Genomic DNA, 14504 nt, shown 5'->3' with positions numbered 1-14504 from the left:
CCCGATGCTTCGTGCAACAGGCCAAGGCCGCGATTTTCGGCGGCCCGTTTAGCAGCGCGTATGGCATCGTGAAAATTACTTTCGGCTGCAACGCGAACTCGATCAACGCTCACGACCCATTGATCGAACGCATAGCGCCACCGAACTCTGCGCTCTTCGAGAAGCACGCAAAACCAGCGCCAAATCGAAGCGTCCTCCGCATTGACCGCGGCAGCCGCGTCAAGGCGGGCCTGCTGCATCGTATCCATCGTTCTGTTCCGCCTTAGATAGTTCCGATGGCGATTTCGACGAACCTCAGTTGATACGCTCACTCAGTTCGGGCACGGCAACAAACAGGTCGCCGACGAGCCCGTAGTCGGCCACGCTGAAGATGGGCGCGTCGGGATCCTTGTTGATCGCCACGATCACCTTCGAATCCTTCATCCCGGCCAAGTGCTGAATCGCACCCGAGATGCCCACCGCCACATACAGTTGCGGTGCAACGATCTTGCCCGTCTGGCCCACTTGGTAGTCGTTCGGCACATAGCCCGCATCCACGGCCGCGCGCGAGGCGCCCAGCGCCGCACCGAGCTTGTCGGCCAACGGCTCGAGCACCTTGGTGTAGTTCTCGCCGCTGCCCAAGCCGCGGCCACCCGACACGATGATGTTCGCGCTCGTGAGCTCCGGGCGATCGAGCTTCGTCACTTCGCGGTTGACGAACTGCGAAATGCCACGGTCACCTGCGGCTTCGATCTTGTCCACCGATGCGCTGCCGCCTTCGGCCGCTACCGCATCGAAGCCCGTCGCACGCACCGTGATGACCTTGATCGCGTCGCCCGATTGCACCGTGGCGATGGCATTGCCCGCGTAGATCGGACGCTCGAACGTATCGGCGGACACCACAGCCGTGATTTCGCTGATCTGCGCCACATCCAGCTTGGCCGCCACGCGTGGTGCAATGTTCTTACCATAGGCCGTTGCCGCCGCCACGATGTGCGAGTAATCCTTCGCAATGTCCAGCACCGTGGCTTCGACGTTTTCCGCCAAGCCTTCGGCCAGATGCGGCGCATCGGCCAGCAGCACCTTCGCCACGCCCGCGATCTTGGCCGCTGCCTCGGCTGCGCCATGCGCATTGTGGCCGGCGACCAGCACGTGGACGTCGCCGCCAATCTTCTGTGCAGCAGCAACTGTGTTCAGCGTCGCGCCCTTGATCGACGCGTTGTCATGTTCCGCAATTACCAGAATCGTCATTTCGTCTCGCTCCGTGCGTAATCTCACAGCACCTTGGCTTCGGTCTTCAGCTTCTCGACCAGCGTCTGCACGTCCGGCACCATCACGCCGGCGCTGCGCTTGGGCGGCTCGGCCACCTTCAGCGTCTTCAAACGCGGTGCCACATCCACGCCGAGGTCCTCGGGTTTAATCGTTTCCAACGGCTTCTTCTTCGCCTTCATGATGTTGGGCAGCGTCACGTAGCGCGGCTCGTTCAGGCGCAGATCCGTCGTCACCACGGCAGGCAGCGTCAACGTCAGCGTTTCCGCGCCGCCGTCCACTTCACGCGCAACCGTGGCCTTGCCGCCTCCGACCGTCACCTTCGAGGCAAACGTCGCTTGCGGCAGATTGGCCAGCGCGGCGAGCATCTGGCCCGTTTGGTTCGAATCGTCGTCGATCGCCTGTTTGCCCAGGATCACGAGCTGCGGTTGCTCCTTATCGACGAGCGCTTTGAGCAGCTTGGCCACAGCCAGCGACTGCAGATCTTCGTTCGACTCGATCAGGATCGCGCGATCGGCACCGATCGCCAGTGCCGTGCGCAGCGTCTCCTGGCATTGCGCCACGCCGGCCGACACCGCCACCACTTCCGTAGCCACACCCGCTTCCCTCAGACGCACCGCCTCTTCCACGGCGATTTCGTCGAACGGGTTCATCGACATCTTCACATTCGCAATGTCGACGCCCGTGCCGTCCGACTTGACCCGGACCTTGACGTTGTAGTCGACCACGCGTTTCACTGAAACCAACAATTTCATCTCAATCACCGTTCATTGAAAAATGCAAAACCCTCCGAGGGCTCGGAATTTCTTACTAAACGACGGGAGCTTCTAGCTGCTCCTCAACCTGGCGGCGTTCGGATGCCACCGTTCCTTCAGTGCCCTGCCTCGACACGAAGACCGATACCGCGCCGCCTAGATTTTTTGCTTGCTCCTGGAGTGACTGCGCGGCGGCGGCCGCCTGTTCGACAAGCGTCGCATTCTGTTGCGTCACCTCGTCCATCTGCGATATCGCCTGCCCGACCTGCTCGATCCCGCGGCTTTGCTCGTCGGACGCGCGTGCTATTTCGGCAACGATATCTGAGACGCTGCGGATGGCCTGCTTGACGTGCGTCATGGTTGCGCCCACGTCCGTAGCTTGGCGAGCACCCTCCTGAATCATCGCCACCGACGCGCCAATCAGTTCCTTGATTTCCTTAGCCGCAGCCGCAGACCGTTGGGCAAGGCTGCGCACCTCACTGGCAACGACCGCAAATCCGCGTCCCTGCTCGCCGGCGCGCGCCGCTTCAACTGCGGCGTTCAAGGCAAGAATGTTTGTTTGAAACGCGATGCCTTCTATCACGCCCGTGATATCTGAAATCTTGGACGAGCTGCTGGCGATTTTCTCAATAGTTCCAACCATGCCTTGCACTGCTTCGTTACCCGTGTCGGCTAGACTGGCTGCGCCAGTCGCGAGTTCATTCGCCTGCATTGCATTGTCTGCATTCTGCTTCACGGTCTCCGTCAGCTGCGTCATGCTCGCTGCCGTTTCCTCCAGCGACGAAGCTTGTTCTTCAGTTCGTGAGGAGAGTTCCATATTGCCGCTTGCGATTTCGTGGGACGAACGCCCAACCGAGGCAGCGGACGCCAGTATGCGGCGAACCGTCGACGATAGCTGCTCATCCATCCTTTTCAGAGCCGCGAGCAACTGACCGAATTCACCTCCGCAGTCGACGATTAAATTGTTCTCCAGCTTGCCGACAGAGATGTTACCGGCGACACCTATTGATTTTTCGAGGGGGCGCGAGATCGAACGCAGGAGATAGATACTAATAGCGATTGCTATGAGTAGGCCCATACCCGACATCGTCAACGCGAGAATCAGCGTTGTATGATAGGTCGCATGCCCCTGGTCGGCCCATTTTCCCGCTTCAGAACGTGTAACATCGACGCCATCATCAATGGCAGCCGTCAGTGCTTTCCAGACCGCTTCATCGGCGACGATATATTTTTCCGCAGTATCTCGGTCGCCGGCCGCATAGGCCGAAGTAATTTTCGCGTCACCATCCATGATCCGAGGAAGTAACGCCACAATGCGGTCGGCCACAGCCCGTCCTTCGCCACTCGCAGCCCCACTGGCGTAGTAGTCATTCCACGCCTTATGTAGGAGGTCTTCATCTTCGCGAATTGCATCCGTGAACGATGAGACAGTGGACGCATCGGTCGTTGCCTGTATGCGGCGCAACTGTAAGCGTATGTCCAACTGCGCCTTGCGCATGTCGCCGAGGTTCGCAATAGGAAGCGCGCCTTTGAGGTAAACGTCCGCGACACGTGTATTTAGCCTGGATAGTCCGATAGCGCTAAAGGAACTCATCGCAGCCAGCATAACAACGCAGACAGTCGCACCCACAATGATCGTGAAGCGCATCGTTCCCATCATGCCTTTCATCTGTTATCCCAAGTTTCCTACCAGGCCAAGGTTATGGCGTGCGCACAGGCGTATTCGTGCACACCTGTGCGGTCGAAAGTCATACCCTTTCGTCGGTCTTCACCGGCTCCGGTCTAGTGACGAACGCATCGCTGAAGAAATTTCCCGCGGGAAGTCCGTTCGCTTGAGTGAAGGTGTGCCCCGCTGCGTCGACCATCAGCGGGTTGCCACAGGCGTAAACTTCATGCTGCGAAAGATTCGGGAAATCCGCAGACACGGCCTCATGCACGAAGCCTTTGCGTCCGGTCCAACCGGGCTCGTCGCCCGACAGAACCGGAACGAAGCGGAACCCGGGATGGGCCTGCTCCCACGCGCATACCTCGTCGTATGCGTAGAGATCGCTAAGACGCACGCCTCCCCAATAGAGCACCGCGCCACGTTGCTGGATGACCGTCTCATGCGCCTTCAGCATCGCCGCAATCGGCGCGTAACCCGTTCCCGAGGCCAGGAAGATAACGGGCGCAGACGAATCTCGTAGCATGAACGTGCCAAATGGTCCCTCGATTCGCAGCATGTCACGCGGCTTCAGCGAGCGGTAGACGTGGTTCGAGAAGCGCCCGCTTGGCACCGCGCGGACATGCCACTCGATCGTTCCGCTCCCGTCGGGCGCGTTCGCCATTGAGTAGCTGCGCCGCGCCCCATCCCGCAAGATCACTTCCACATACTGCCCTGGCTGAAAAGCAAAACCCGTTTCCGTTGGCACTGCCAGCCGCACGCGGGCCACGTCCTCGCTCACCCGCTGGACTTCCAGCACCCGCGCGCCTGTCTGCAAAACACGCTGCCCCGGAGTGGACGCGACCTCCTGGGCCTCGATCGTGACATCCGTCGTGCAGCGAGCCTGACAGGTCAAGACGTAACCGTCGCGCACGCCTTCCGGCTCGAATCCGCTCGGATAGCGCGCGTCGCCGGACACGACGCGCGCCTCGCACGCGTTACATTGGCCACGCCGACAGCTATGACGCGGAAAGTAACCGGCAGCCAGCGCGGCATCGAGCAGGCTGCCCTCGGCGGAACACGGAATTTCGACACCCGCCGGCTCGATTCTCAGCTTGAATGCAGTCATGGCACTATCCGGTTACTCGTTCGGCCTCTTTTGCCTTGAGCAGATCAAGCGCAACGTCCACAATCATGTCCTCCTGGCCACCGACCATACGACGGCGGCCAAGTTCAACGAGGATGTCGACGGTCTTAAGTCCGTACTTTTTTGCGGCAACTTCGGTGTGACGCAGGAAGCTCGAATAAACACCGGCGTAACCGAGCGCGAGCGTTTCGCGGTCGACTCGCACCGGCCGATCTTGCAGCGGGCGGACGATATCGTCTGCAGCGTCCATCAGCTTGTAGAGATCACAGCCATGGTTCCATTCGAGCCGAGCGGCCGCCGCGATAAATACCTCGAGTGGCGCGTTGCCGGCACCCGCCCCCATCCCTGCAAGACTCGCATCAATGCGATCACATCCTTCCTCTACCGCCGCGATGCTGTTCGCGACCCCAAGGCTCAGGTTGTGGTGTGCATGAATGCCGGTCTGCGTCCGGGGATCAAGTACGTCTTTGAATGCGCGGAAGCGTTCGCGGACGTCGTTCATGCCAAGGGCACCGCCCGAATCCACGACGTAGCAGCACGTCGCTCCATAGCTTTCCATGAGCTTTGCCTGCTGAGCCAGATGCTGCGGCGTCGTCATATGGCTCATCATCAAAAATCCCACCGCTTCCATCCCAAGCTTGCGCGCATGCTCGATATGCTGTCGCGAGACATCGGCTTCGGTGCAGTGAGTCGCGACACGTACGATGCGTGCGCCGGCATCGTAGGCATTGCGCAAGTCGTGAATCGTGCCGATGCCAGGCAAAAGTAGCGTCGCGACCTTGGCATGCTTGACCGTCCCCGCCACTGCCGCTATCCATTCAAGGTCGGTGTGTGCGCCGAAGCCATAGTTGAAACTCGATCCTTGCAAACCATCGCCATGAGCGACCTCGATCGAGTCAACTTTCGCCTCGTCGAGCGCCCTGGCAATGGCGACGGCCTGTTCCACGCTGTATTGGTGACGAATCGCATGCGAACCATCGCGTAGCGTCACGTCGGAAATGTAGAGCTTTTTGTCAGATGTCATGCCGTCTCTCCCTTCAGGCAGTGGTACGGGCGACCATTTCGGCGGCCATGCGTTCAGCACAGGCCATCGCCGCGGAGGTCATGATGTCGAGGTTGCCGGCATAAGACGGCAGATAATGCGCGGCACCCTCCACTTCGAGGAATACCGAGGTCTTCAACCCGCTCATCCGCGCGCCAACCCCGGGGATATTCAACGGTTGAGTGGCGTCAATGCGGTCGAATTGGACCGTCTGCTTGAGGCGATAGCCCGGTACGTAACGGTTGACGGCAGCCACCATTTCTTCGATCGACTGCGCCACGGCATCCTCGTCGGCCGGCTCCGACAAGCAGTACACGGTATCGCGCATGATCAGTGGCGGCTCTGCTGGATTCAGGATAATGATCGCCTTTCCCTTCGTCGCTCCACCGATCTGCTCAATCGCCTTTGAGGTCGTTTCAGTAAATTCATCGATGTTCGCGCGCGTACCCGGGCCTGCCGATTTGCTCGAGATCGATGCGACGATTTCGCCATAGTGCACTTTCGCGACACGAGAGACGGCGGCGACCATCGGAATCGTCGCCTGTCCACCGCACGTGACCATGTTGACGTTTAGCGCATCGACATGCTCATCGAGGTTCACAACAGGTACGCAATACGGACCAATCGCTGCCGGCGTCAAGTCGATCATTCGGACGCCAGGCTTGAGCCGACGTAAGAACGCGTCGTTCTTCACATGCGCGGCGGCGCTTGTCGCATCGAATACGATATCGATTTCGTCAAACACCGGCAGACGGGTGAGCCCTTCGACGCCCTCGTATGTCGTGGCTACGCCCAAGCGCGAAGCACGTGCGAGCCCGTCAGATGCACGGTCGATGCCGACCATCGCCCCCATCTCGAGATGCTCGCCATGTCGCATAATCTTGATCATCAAATCGGTGCCGATATTTCCGGATCCGATGATCGCGGCCTTCAGTTTCTTTGCCATTGCTCGTCCTTCGCTAGTGCGTTCAATGAGTGTTGGTGGCGGGAAAGATGACCGAGGCGCCCCCGCCAAATAATCGCTCGACCTCGTGTGCGCGCAACGTCAACACTCTCCGTTGATTGATGTATCCCTTGTCCGTAATCTCGCCCCTCTCTTGGTTCGGCGGACAGCCGATGATGATTGCGCGTGCGACTCGGCTAGCAGAGCCATGACCTTCGTTGAGCGAGGAGAGCGCGGTTGCAATCCTTCTTCGGGCCTCTGCATTGGCCGCCAATTGCTCGCCTGTCATCGCACGCGCGTCGTCTCCGACCAACGTATGCAACGCCGGTGACGAGAAAACGAGCAGGCCAACTTCATCGCGATCATGTCCAGCCACAACAACGTCCTGCGCGTACGGCATCAGGGCGGCAACGGCACGTAGGCGCAACGTGCCGACCGATACCCAGCTCCCCGTGGTCAGCTTGAAATCTTCCGAGATGCGTCCATCAAACAGAACGCCAGCGTTCGGATTTGCGGGATTGGCCAAGCGCCCTGCATCTCCTATCAAATAAAATCCTTCCTCATCGAATGCCTTGTCTGTTAGCTCCCGCGCATGGAGGTACCCGCGGAAGACGTGTTGGCCGCGCACTCGCATTTCGAACTTGTCACCGTTCGGTACGAACTTGATTTCTGCGCCCGGAACCGGCACACCGAGATTGCCGGGCTCGGGATAATGGAAGTGCAGGCTGGTGATGACCGGTGAAGTTTCCGTCGAGCCCCACGCCGAACTGAACAGTGGCGGCGCATCACGATGGCGTTCAGCGGCCGATTTCAGGCGATCCCATAGCGGCTTTGGCAACGCAGCGCCAGCGAAAAAGATCGCCCGCATATTCTTGAAGAAATGCCGTGCAAACGTCTCGTTTTGCTCGAGATGGGGCAGCAACATATCGAATCCGCGCGGCACGTTGAAATAGAGCGTCGGCGACAGTTCGATTAAATTACGCACCGATTTTTCGATCGACCCAGGCACGGGCCGCCCATCATCGATATAGAGGGAGCCGCCATTGCGCAGGATCATGTTGAAGTTGTGGTTGCCGCCAAATGTATGGCTCCAAGGCAGCCAATCCACGACGATCGGTGCGGCGGAGTCAACAAACGGCCAAACCTGAGCGATCGCCTCCTGGTTTGCACAAAGCATTCCGTGCGTATTGATTACGGCTTTCGGGATGCCAGTCGAGCCTGACGTCAGCAAGTATTTCGCGTGCGTATCCGGCGTGACGCGTGCGTGAGCCTCCATGATGGCTGCCGTTTCCCGCGTCTTGCGTAAGCAGCCGAGATCGATCCCGCCGTCCGGTACATTCCGCGAATACACGAGCGGGCATTGCCTGCCGCTAGCCTGCATTGCCTTGCCATAAACTTCTCCATCGTCGGCATACATCAGACCCGGATCCAGCACGTTCAGAAGCGCGTTCAATTTGCTGAAATCGTGCGCTGCCCTCGAATAGGCTGCCGATATGAACGACACCGGCAAGCCGATATGCATCGCGGCCAGCGCCACAAGCGCAGCATCTATGCTGTTATCCGACAGAACGACAATGGGCCTCCCGGATGCCGGGCCGATATCGAGCAGGCCTTGGGCGATCGCGCCCACCTCTGCACGCACTTGCGCATACGTCAAACGGCGCCAACCCGCGCCGTCGTCAGTACGCTCCGCTAGGAACACCTGACCAGGCGTGGTGCGGCTCCAGTATTCAAGCCAGCTGCCGATGCACCGAGCGTGCGGCCTTGGCGGCATGCGCGAACGCAGAATGAAGCTGCCGTCAGGAGCGTCAATGCGTTCGATATCGGGCGTTGCCAAGGCAAGCCCCGCTGACGCCTGATTCCGGCCAAGCCCGTCGAGTACATCATGCGCCGAGTTCATCACGTCACTCCAGCGCGCAGCTCACGCGGCCCAGGCCGCTGATCTCAACGTCGACGCGATCGCCCCTCGTCACCGGCACCATCGGCCCGAGCGCGCCCGACATCACGACGTCACCGGCGCGCAGGGGTTGGCCGAGTTCAGCCATCTTTTTGGCAAGCCAGTACGTCGCGCTCAGCGGATTTCCGAGGCAAGCCACCCCTGACCCGACGGAGACAGTCGTCCCGTTCTTCCTGAAGTCCATCCCGCATCCCGCCAGCGAGAGGTCGCCTATACGGCGCGGCTCGAGGCCGAGAACGTAGAGCCCGCACGACGCATTGTCAGCGACGGTATCGACAAGCGTAATCTTCCAATCGTCGATCGCACTGTCGACAACCTCGATCGCCGGCAACGCGTATTCCAAACCGATGAGAAAATGCCCCCAGCTCAAGTCCGGGGCATCGAGATCGCGACCAACAACGAACGCTATCTCCCCTTCGGCCTTTGGCTGAATCAGCTTTTGCGCCGGCAGTTCGGCACCGCTCAAATACTCCATGTCCGCGAACAGTACGCCGTAGTCGGGCTGATCGACCCCAAGCTGCTGTTGCACGGCTTTCGATGTCAAGCCAATCTTTTTTTCCACAGACTCGTGCGCCCGCCGCAAGGGCGCGGTTGACGTTGACCTCGGCGATCGCGTAGGCATCCTGCACCGTTTGAATGTCGAAGGTCTCCGACACGCGAGCGATAGTCTTCCGTTCGGAGCGCGCCTGCCACAATGCTTCGGCAGCTCCCTCAATGCCTGGTTTCATGCCTCTCTCCTCATAATATTGATGGACCGACGCGTGTCACGCGGATGTCCCTCGCCAGCGGCCCAACAGTGCACCGGTCTGTTCCCGTTCAGTTGTCAGCATTTCGAGGTATTCGCATTCGAGCTGCCTTACCAACTCAGCGACACTACTCAAGCGCTCGATTGCGCCTAGCCCTTGTCCCGCCGACCACACGTCCTTCCACGCCTTTTTCCCGGCACTGATGTCGCCCGAAAAATCGATCCGTTTGCCTTCACCATCCAGAGACGCATCGATGCCGGCCGCATGCAGCGTGGGTTTGAGCCAATTGGCAAGAACACCCGACACGGCTTTCGACTCAACTAAATCCTCAATCCGGCTACTAACCACCAGATCGCGATATTCGGCCGACGCCATGCTTTCGCGAGTCGCGATGAAGCGTGTGCCGGCCACGACGAAGTCTGCGCCGATCAATTGGGCGGCGCGGATATCGCGTCCGCTCGTAATGCATCCAGCGAGCCCAAGTGGTCCGCTCCAGAATTGGCGGACCTCGGCGACGAACGCGAAAGGGTTGTAATAACCCGTGTGCCCGCCCGCGCCATGGGTAACAAGAATCAGCGCATCGACGCCTGCATCGACGGCCTTGCGCGCCAGCGTGGGCGTGACAACATCCGCCATCACGATGCCGCCGTAGCTATGCACATGCTCGCGCACGCGTGCAGGGCTGCCGAGCGCGGTAGAAACGATGCGGGGCCGATATTTCATGACCAGCGCCAATTCACGCTCGAAGCGATCGTAGGTGCTGTGCACGATCATATTGAGCGCCCAGGGGGAAGCGCCCGGCATATCGCGCAAAGCGGATGTCACCTGCGCGAGCCATGCCTCCAAGAGATCGACATTGCGAGCATTCGGGGCGGGGAAGCTACCGACAATGCCGGCTGTTGCACAGGCGATCGCAAGCTCCGGTCCGGAAACCAGAAACATCGGCGCCGCCATTAACGGCAACCGACCGACAGGGAACAGCTCGGCCAGGCAGCCGCGGTTTGTCGCACCGTCCATCTTCGTCACGCCTCCCATATCCGTCATGCTTTGCGCGGGGGACGCCCGCGCACCTCCCACCCGCCATCGCTTTGAATGATGTTCGCCGTCGTCGCGCATGAATTGGTGCGCGAGGCGAGCAGCACGTAATGTCCCGTGTGGTCTTCCGGTTGGGCCATAAAGCCGAGCGGTACGGCGTCCGCCACGGCATCCGAGAATCCAGGGATCTCGGATAACCGCGCGTCATGCTTGCCTAGTGACTCCGGGCCTTTGAGAGGGGTCGCAGTGCCGCCCGGGGCCACGCCGTTCACGCGAACGTCCGGCGCGAGTTCATAGGCGAGTTGCCGAATCATCCCGACGCAAGCGTGCTTCGAAGCCACATAGACGGGACCGCCACCACCCGCATAAAAACTCGAGTTGGAGAGCGTAAAGATCATGCTGCCCCTCGTCTCACGCAATACTGGCGCCGCCGCGTGCGCGGCAAGCAAATACCCCATTACGTTGACCTCGAACACTTCGCGGAAAGTGTCGGCGAGCTGCTGTCCGTCGGCAAACTTCCGCAGCGATGCGAAGTAGTCCCAAACGCCCGCATTGCCAACCAACGTATCGAGTTTGCCGAATGCGCTCAGCGTCGCAGCGACAGCCTCTTCGTTGGCCGTGGCGGAGCGAACGTCACCAACAGTCACCGCAACGCGGTTGCCGAACTCCTGACGCAAGGCATCCGCGCCTTGAGCACTACGCACCAACGCCCCGACGCCCTTCGCGCCCTCCTGGAGGAAACGCCGCAGCACGGCGAGCCCGATCCCGGAATTGGCGCCCGTAATCAGCGCTACATCGTTGTCTAGCCAACCCATGGTCAAAGGAACGTATTAAGGTTCTTGGACATCAGCAGTGATTGCGTGATGACGATCTTGCGGCTTGCGATCTTGAAGCTGCCGTCGAATTCGCGGAGTAGATCCTCGCGTCTGCCGAGTAGCAGGTCGTTGTCCGCCTCGCCGCGGCTGCGGTAATTGACAAAGACGGAATGGACGACATACTCGCCAGGCCGAGAACCGGGCAACGCCTCCACGTTGCTGATCGCATGCACATGCCGGGTTGGCGGATCCTCGGCCCATGCCGACGGTTGCTTGAACCTTGCAATGCGGCGCTCCAGATCGAAGTGGTTGTCGTCGAAGTAAGCGCCGCGACCCGGGGCATACGCGCCGAGTTTGTCTGCGCGCCTGCGGTTCTCGATGGCAGGCATCCAATAATGGATATCCTCTGTCATGAGCGAGAGCCAGTCGTCCCATGCCTCCGTATCGAGCAGCCGTGCCTCACGGAAGAGGAACTGCTCGATGCGATGGGCAACCTCCCGATCCACCGTGCCATCCGCCGGGCCGGCGGATACGAGCGTAGGTACCGCACTCATGCGACCTCCTTTGCTGCGCGCCCGTGGACAAATGCATTCTCATCAAGCCTCGCCGAGTCGCGCTTCGGCACGTCACTCCACGAGCGGGCCTGCATCAGATCGAGCCAGCGCCGATAGAACGCACGGTGGTTGGCCTCGTTGACCTGATTCCGGTAAACATTGCCAGGCAAGTCGCTGTCCTCGAGACGACTGCCGCGGCCAAGCCCCATGTACAAGTCCTGTTGCCGCGTGACGAAGCCCGCATTGGTACGCGTCGAAAACTCAAAATTTTCGCCGTCGTCCATCTCGAACACACCCGTCGGCGAGAACGTCATCATCGTCCCCTTAAGCCACTTGTCCTTGATCTCCTGCGGCGCGCTCTTGTTGACGATGGTCCACGTATGCAGTTCGATCTTGCCCGGTCCTCGCGGATGCCAAACGCGGAAAGTGTTCTGCCCCGGCAGGAACGACAGGTTCGGAAAGACGCTGACAGACGAAATCGAACCGATCATCCTGGAGCGAAACTCGCCAAGTCGCTCTGCAACTTTCGGTTGAATGCCATACAGATATTTGCGAATTTCCTTTTCGCCCAACGTAGCCGCGTTGCCGATGATGTCGAGATTGAACTCCCAGCCGTGGCCGTTGAAGTTCACATGGTACGAGTCGGGATCCTTATAAACTTCCGCGACCGGTCCACCCAGCATCGCGCGTGCCGCCGAGTCGTGCGTCCAGAGCGCGTGATAGATATCGCCGATGAAGTTTTCCGTCGGAATCTTCCAATTGCAGTTGATCACCGACTTGACGCAGCCGCCGACAAACTCCGTGCCCTCCCCGTCCATATCGAGGATCACATCGAGGTAATACCGGAAATCGCCAAGGTATTCGCTCAACGAGGGCGCATCCGGATCCATATTGCCGAATACCAGGCCCTTGTAGGTTGCGACCTGAGCGACGGGGTGCAGGCCGTGCTCGGCAGGATTCATTCCGCTTTCGTCGAACAATTCCTGGCCGGCCATACCGCGCAGCGCACCGTCGATGCCGAAAGCCCAGCCGTGATAGTTGCAGACAAAACTGCGTGCGCTACCAGCGTCCGTGAAGTTCAGCTTGTTGCCACGATGTGGACAGGTGTTGAGGAACGCTTTGATGGATCCGTCCTTCTGGCGAACGACGATGACGTTGTCTTCGGCCATATAGGTCGTTAGATAATCGCCGGCCTTTGGAATCTGTGACTCATGCGCGAGAAACAGCCAACTCCGGGCAAAGATCTTCTCGAGTTCCTGCTCGTAGATGCGCTGATCCCAATAGACCCTGCGCGACAGACGCCCGGCGTCGAGATCGATCAGCCGGTCTAGGCCGGCAAGCGGCTCGCTAGCCGGATCCTTGCGCAGCCGCTCGCAGCTTCCAGTGCACTCATGTGTCATTTCTTCGCTCCTCAGATTGCCGACGCCGCCGCGTCCGCTTCCTGTTCAAGGTCGGCGTAAATATCGTCGCCTTCCTCGATCACCTTGTAAGTCCGCAGATCCACCGTGCATGGGAACGCCAGCGCTTGCCCGGTCGGAATATGAAATTGCCCATCGTGGAGCGGGCAGGCGATCAGATCGCCGTCTACAATTTCGCCTTCCGAAAGCGAAGCGGTCGCATGCGTGCACATATCGGACGTCGCATAGAAAACACCGTCGACGTTGTAGACCGCAAGCGGGCAGCTCGACTGCTCAACCTTGCACACCTGTCCTGGTTGCAGCTGGTCGCGTTTGATCAAGTAAATCTTGTTGCTCATCTCAGGAGTCCTTCTCGATTCACTGCGGATGCAGCTGTACGAAACCCAGCCCGGTCACCCACTCCGGCACTGCCTCGTAGGCAATCGTTTCTCCGCGGGAGCCTTCGAGCGCTCCCATGGCGCAGGCCCAATTGCGGATTTCCATTCCACCCTCACCGCCGTGCTCGAGGATGTACTCGTCCGACAACGCACATAGCGCATTGAGATCGCCTGCCTCGGCGTACCCGATGATTTTGCGATCGAACACAGCGTTCACTCGCCCCATTTGGGCAGAGCCGACCCAATGACTTATTCCACCGCTGCCGATCACGACGACGCGCTCATCGATGGGGAAAGCCTCGACGGCCCGCCTGATCTGTTCGCCCAGTTCCGCGGATCGCCGTAATGTGATGTACGGATCGACGCCACACGCCAGATAGACCGGAATGGTTTTGACATCTACGCTCGTCGTGCGCAACGGATCAACGATAAGCTGCTGAGGAATCGCCACCGAATGGTCGGCTGTGAACGCGCGCGCCACCGCCCAATCGAATCCGTTTTCACGTCCGTACGTAGCGATATGTGTCGCCAACGCCTCGTTATTGCTGAACGCAGCGCGTTTGAGTCCGGGTAGCTGATCGATGGGGCCGTCGACGTCTCCGGTCGCTATCAGGTAGCTCGGCAGACACTGCGGACCGAACAAGATGTAGTGATCGCAGCCGATGATGATTACGGTGGTCGGCTCTAGCTCTTGCAGGCGCTGCGCGCACTCCGTATAGGCCTGCCAGACCGCATCGCGCTGCTGCTTCGCCGGCGCCTCCGGCGCCACATACATGACGGGATCATGCGGAACCAGAAACGCTCCTACGATTTTTCCCATAGTTG

15 protein-coding genes are annotated in these 14504 nt (G+C 59.8%); 1 reads left to right on the top strand and 14 read right to left on the bottom strand.

Annotated elements, in window-relative coordinates; genetic code table 11:
* Positions 1 to 11 precede the first annotated feature (11 nt).
* Positions 12 to 266, top strand: a complete 255-nt coding sequence (locus B0G77_RS43245) for a hypothetical protein (protein ID WP_166656171.1) — start codon at positions 12 to 14, stop codon at positions 264 to 266.
* Positions 267 to 294: 28 nt separating this feature from the next.
* On the opposite strand, the gene B0G77_RS17070 is transcribed toward B0G77_RS43245, so the two are convergent.
* The 14 genes from B0G77_RS17070 to B0G77_RS17005 all read right to left on the bottom strand — a co-directional run bounded on the left by B0G77_RS17070 (position 295) and on the right by B0G77_RS17005 (position 14499).
* On the bottom strand, positions 295 to 1230 hold the full coding sequence (locus B0G77_RS17070) for an FAD-binding protein (RefSeq protein ID WP_133663166.1): 936 nt from the start codon (positions 1228 to 1230) through the stop codon (positions 295 to 297).
* A gap of 23 nt (positions 1231 to 1253) precedes the next feature.
* Positions 1254 to 2003, bottom strand: coding sequence for an electron transfer flavoprotein subunit beta/FixA family protein (locus B0G77_RS17065; RefSeq protein ID WP_133663165.1), 750 nt, complete (start codon positions 2001 to 2003; stop codon positions 1254 to 1256).
* 55 nt (positions 2004 to 2058) lie between these two features.
* On the bottom strand, positions 2059 to 3672 hold the full coding sequence (locus tag B0G77_RS17060) for a methyl-accepting chemotaxis protein (protein WP_133663164.1): 1614 nt from the start codon (positions 3670 to 3672) through the stop codon (positions 2059 to 2061).
* 79 nt (positions 3673 to 3751) lie between these two features.
* Entirely contained in the window at positions 3752 to 4774 is a 1023-nt protein-coding gene (locus tag B0G77_RS17055) for an FAD-binding oxidoreductase (protein WP_133663163.1), read from the bottom strand.
* Positions 4775 to 4778: 4 nt separating this feature from the next.
* On the bottom strand, positions 4779 to 5816 hold the full coding sequence (gene dmpG, locus B0G77_RS17050) for a 4-hydroxy-2-oxovalerate aldolase (protein ID WP_133663162.1): 1038 nt from the start codon (positions 5814 to 5816) through the stop codon (positions 4779 to 4781).
* Between the two features lie 13 nt (positions 5817 to 5829).
* A complete protein-coding gene (locus B0G77_RS17045) occupies positions 5830 to 6780 on the bottom strand; it encodes an acetaldehyde dehydrogenase (acetylating) (protein WP_133187382.1) in 951 nt (316 codons plus the stop codon).
* A gap of 22 nt (positions 6781 to 6802) precedes the next feature.
* A complete protein-coding gene (locus B0G77_RS17040; protein WP_133663161.1) occupies positions 6803 to 8677 on the bottom strand; it encodes a feruloyl-CoA synthase in 1875 nt (624 codons plus the stop codon).
* Positions 8678 to 8681: 4 nt separating this feature from the next.
* The gene (locus B0G77_RS17035) at positions 8682 to 9278 is read right to left on the bottom strand and encodes a fumarylacetoacetate hydrolase family protein (RefSeq protein ID WP_347814164.1); all 597 of its coding nucleotides are present in this window, start codon (positions 9276 to 9278) and stop codon (positions 8682 to 8684) included.
* A 220-nt stretch (positions 9279 to 9498) separates the two neighbouring features.
* Positions 9499 to 10497 (bottom strand): nitronate monooxygenase, encoded by a 999-nt coding sequence (locus B0G77_RS17030; protein ID WP_133664184.1) that lies wholly within the window; start codon positions 10495 to 10497, stop codon positions 9499 to 9501.
* A 23-nt stretch (positions 10498 to 10520) separates the two neighbouring features.
* Entirely contained in the window at positions 10521 to 11330 is an 810-nt protein-coding gene (gene hcaB / locus B0G77_RS17025; RefSeq protein ID WP_133663160.1) for a 3-(cis-5,6-dihydroxycyclohexa-1,3-dien-1-yl)propanoate dehydrogenase, read from the bottom strand.
* 2 nt (positions 11331 to 11332) lie between these two features.
* Positions 11333 to 11884 (bottom strand): 3-phenylpropionate/cinnamic acid dioxygenase subunit beta, encoded by a 552-nt coding sequence (locus B0G77_RS17020; protein WP_133663159.1) that lies wholly within the window; start codon positions 11882 to 11884, stop codon positions 11333 to 11335.
* Positions 11881 to 13284: an aromatic ring-hydroxylating dioxygenase subunit alpha gene (locus B0G77_RS17015; RefSeq protein WP_133663158.1), complete on the bottom strand. Its 1404-nt coding sequence runs from the start codon at positions 13282 to 13284 to the stop codon at positions 11881 to 11883. Before B0G77_RS17015 ends, B0G77_RS17020 begins: the two co-directional genes overlap by 4 nt.
* Positions 13285 to 13295: 11 nt before the next feature.
* Positions 13296 to 13640 (bottom strand): non-heme iron oxygenase ferredoxin subunit, encoded by a 345-nt coding sequence (locus tag B0G77_RS17010; RefSeq protein WP_133663157.1) that lies wholly within the window; start codon positions 13638 to 13640, stop codon positions 13296 to 13298.
* Between the two features lie 19 nt (positions 13641 to 13659).
* The gene (locus B0G77_RS17005) at positions 13660 to 14499 is read right to left on the bottom strand and encodes a protocatechuate 3,4-dioxygenase (protein WP_133663156.1); all 840 of its coding nucleotides are present in this window, start codon (positions 14497 to 14499) and stop codon (positions 13660 to 13662) included.
* Positions 14500 to 14504 lie beyond the last annotated feature (5 nt).

Source organism: Paraburkholderia sp. BL10I2N1 (assembly GCF_004361815.1).
Classification (GTDB): domain Bacteria; phylum Pseudomonadota; class Gammaproteobacteria; order Burkholderiales; family Burkholderiaceae; genus Paraburkholderia.
This window is presented reverse-complemented; position numbering and strand designations above follow the sequence as displayed.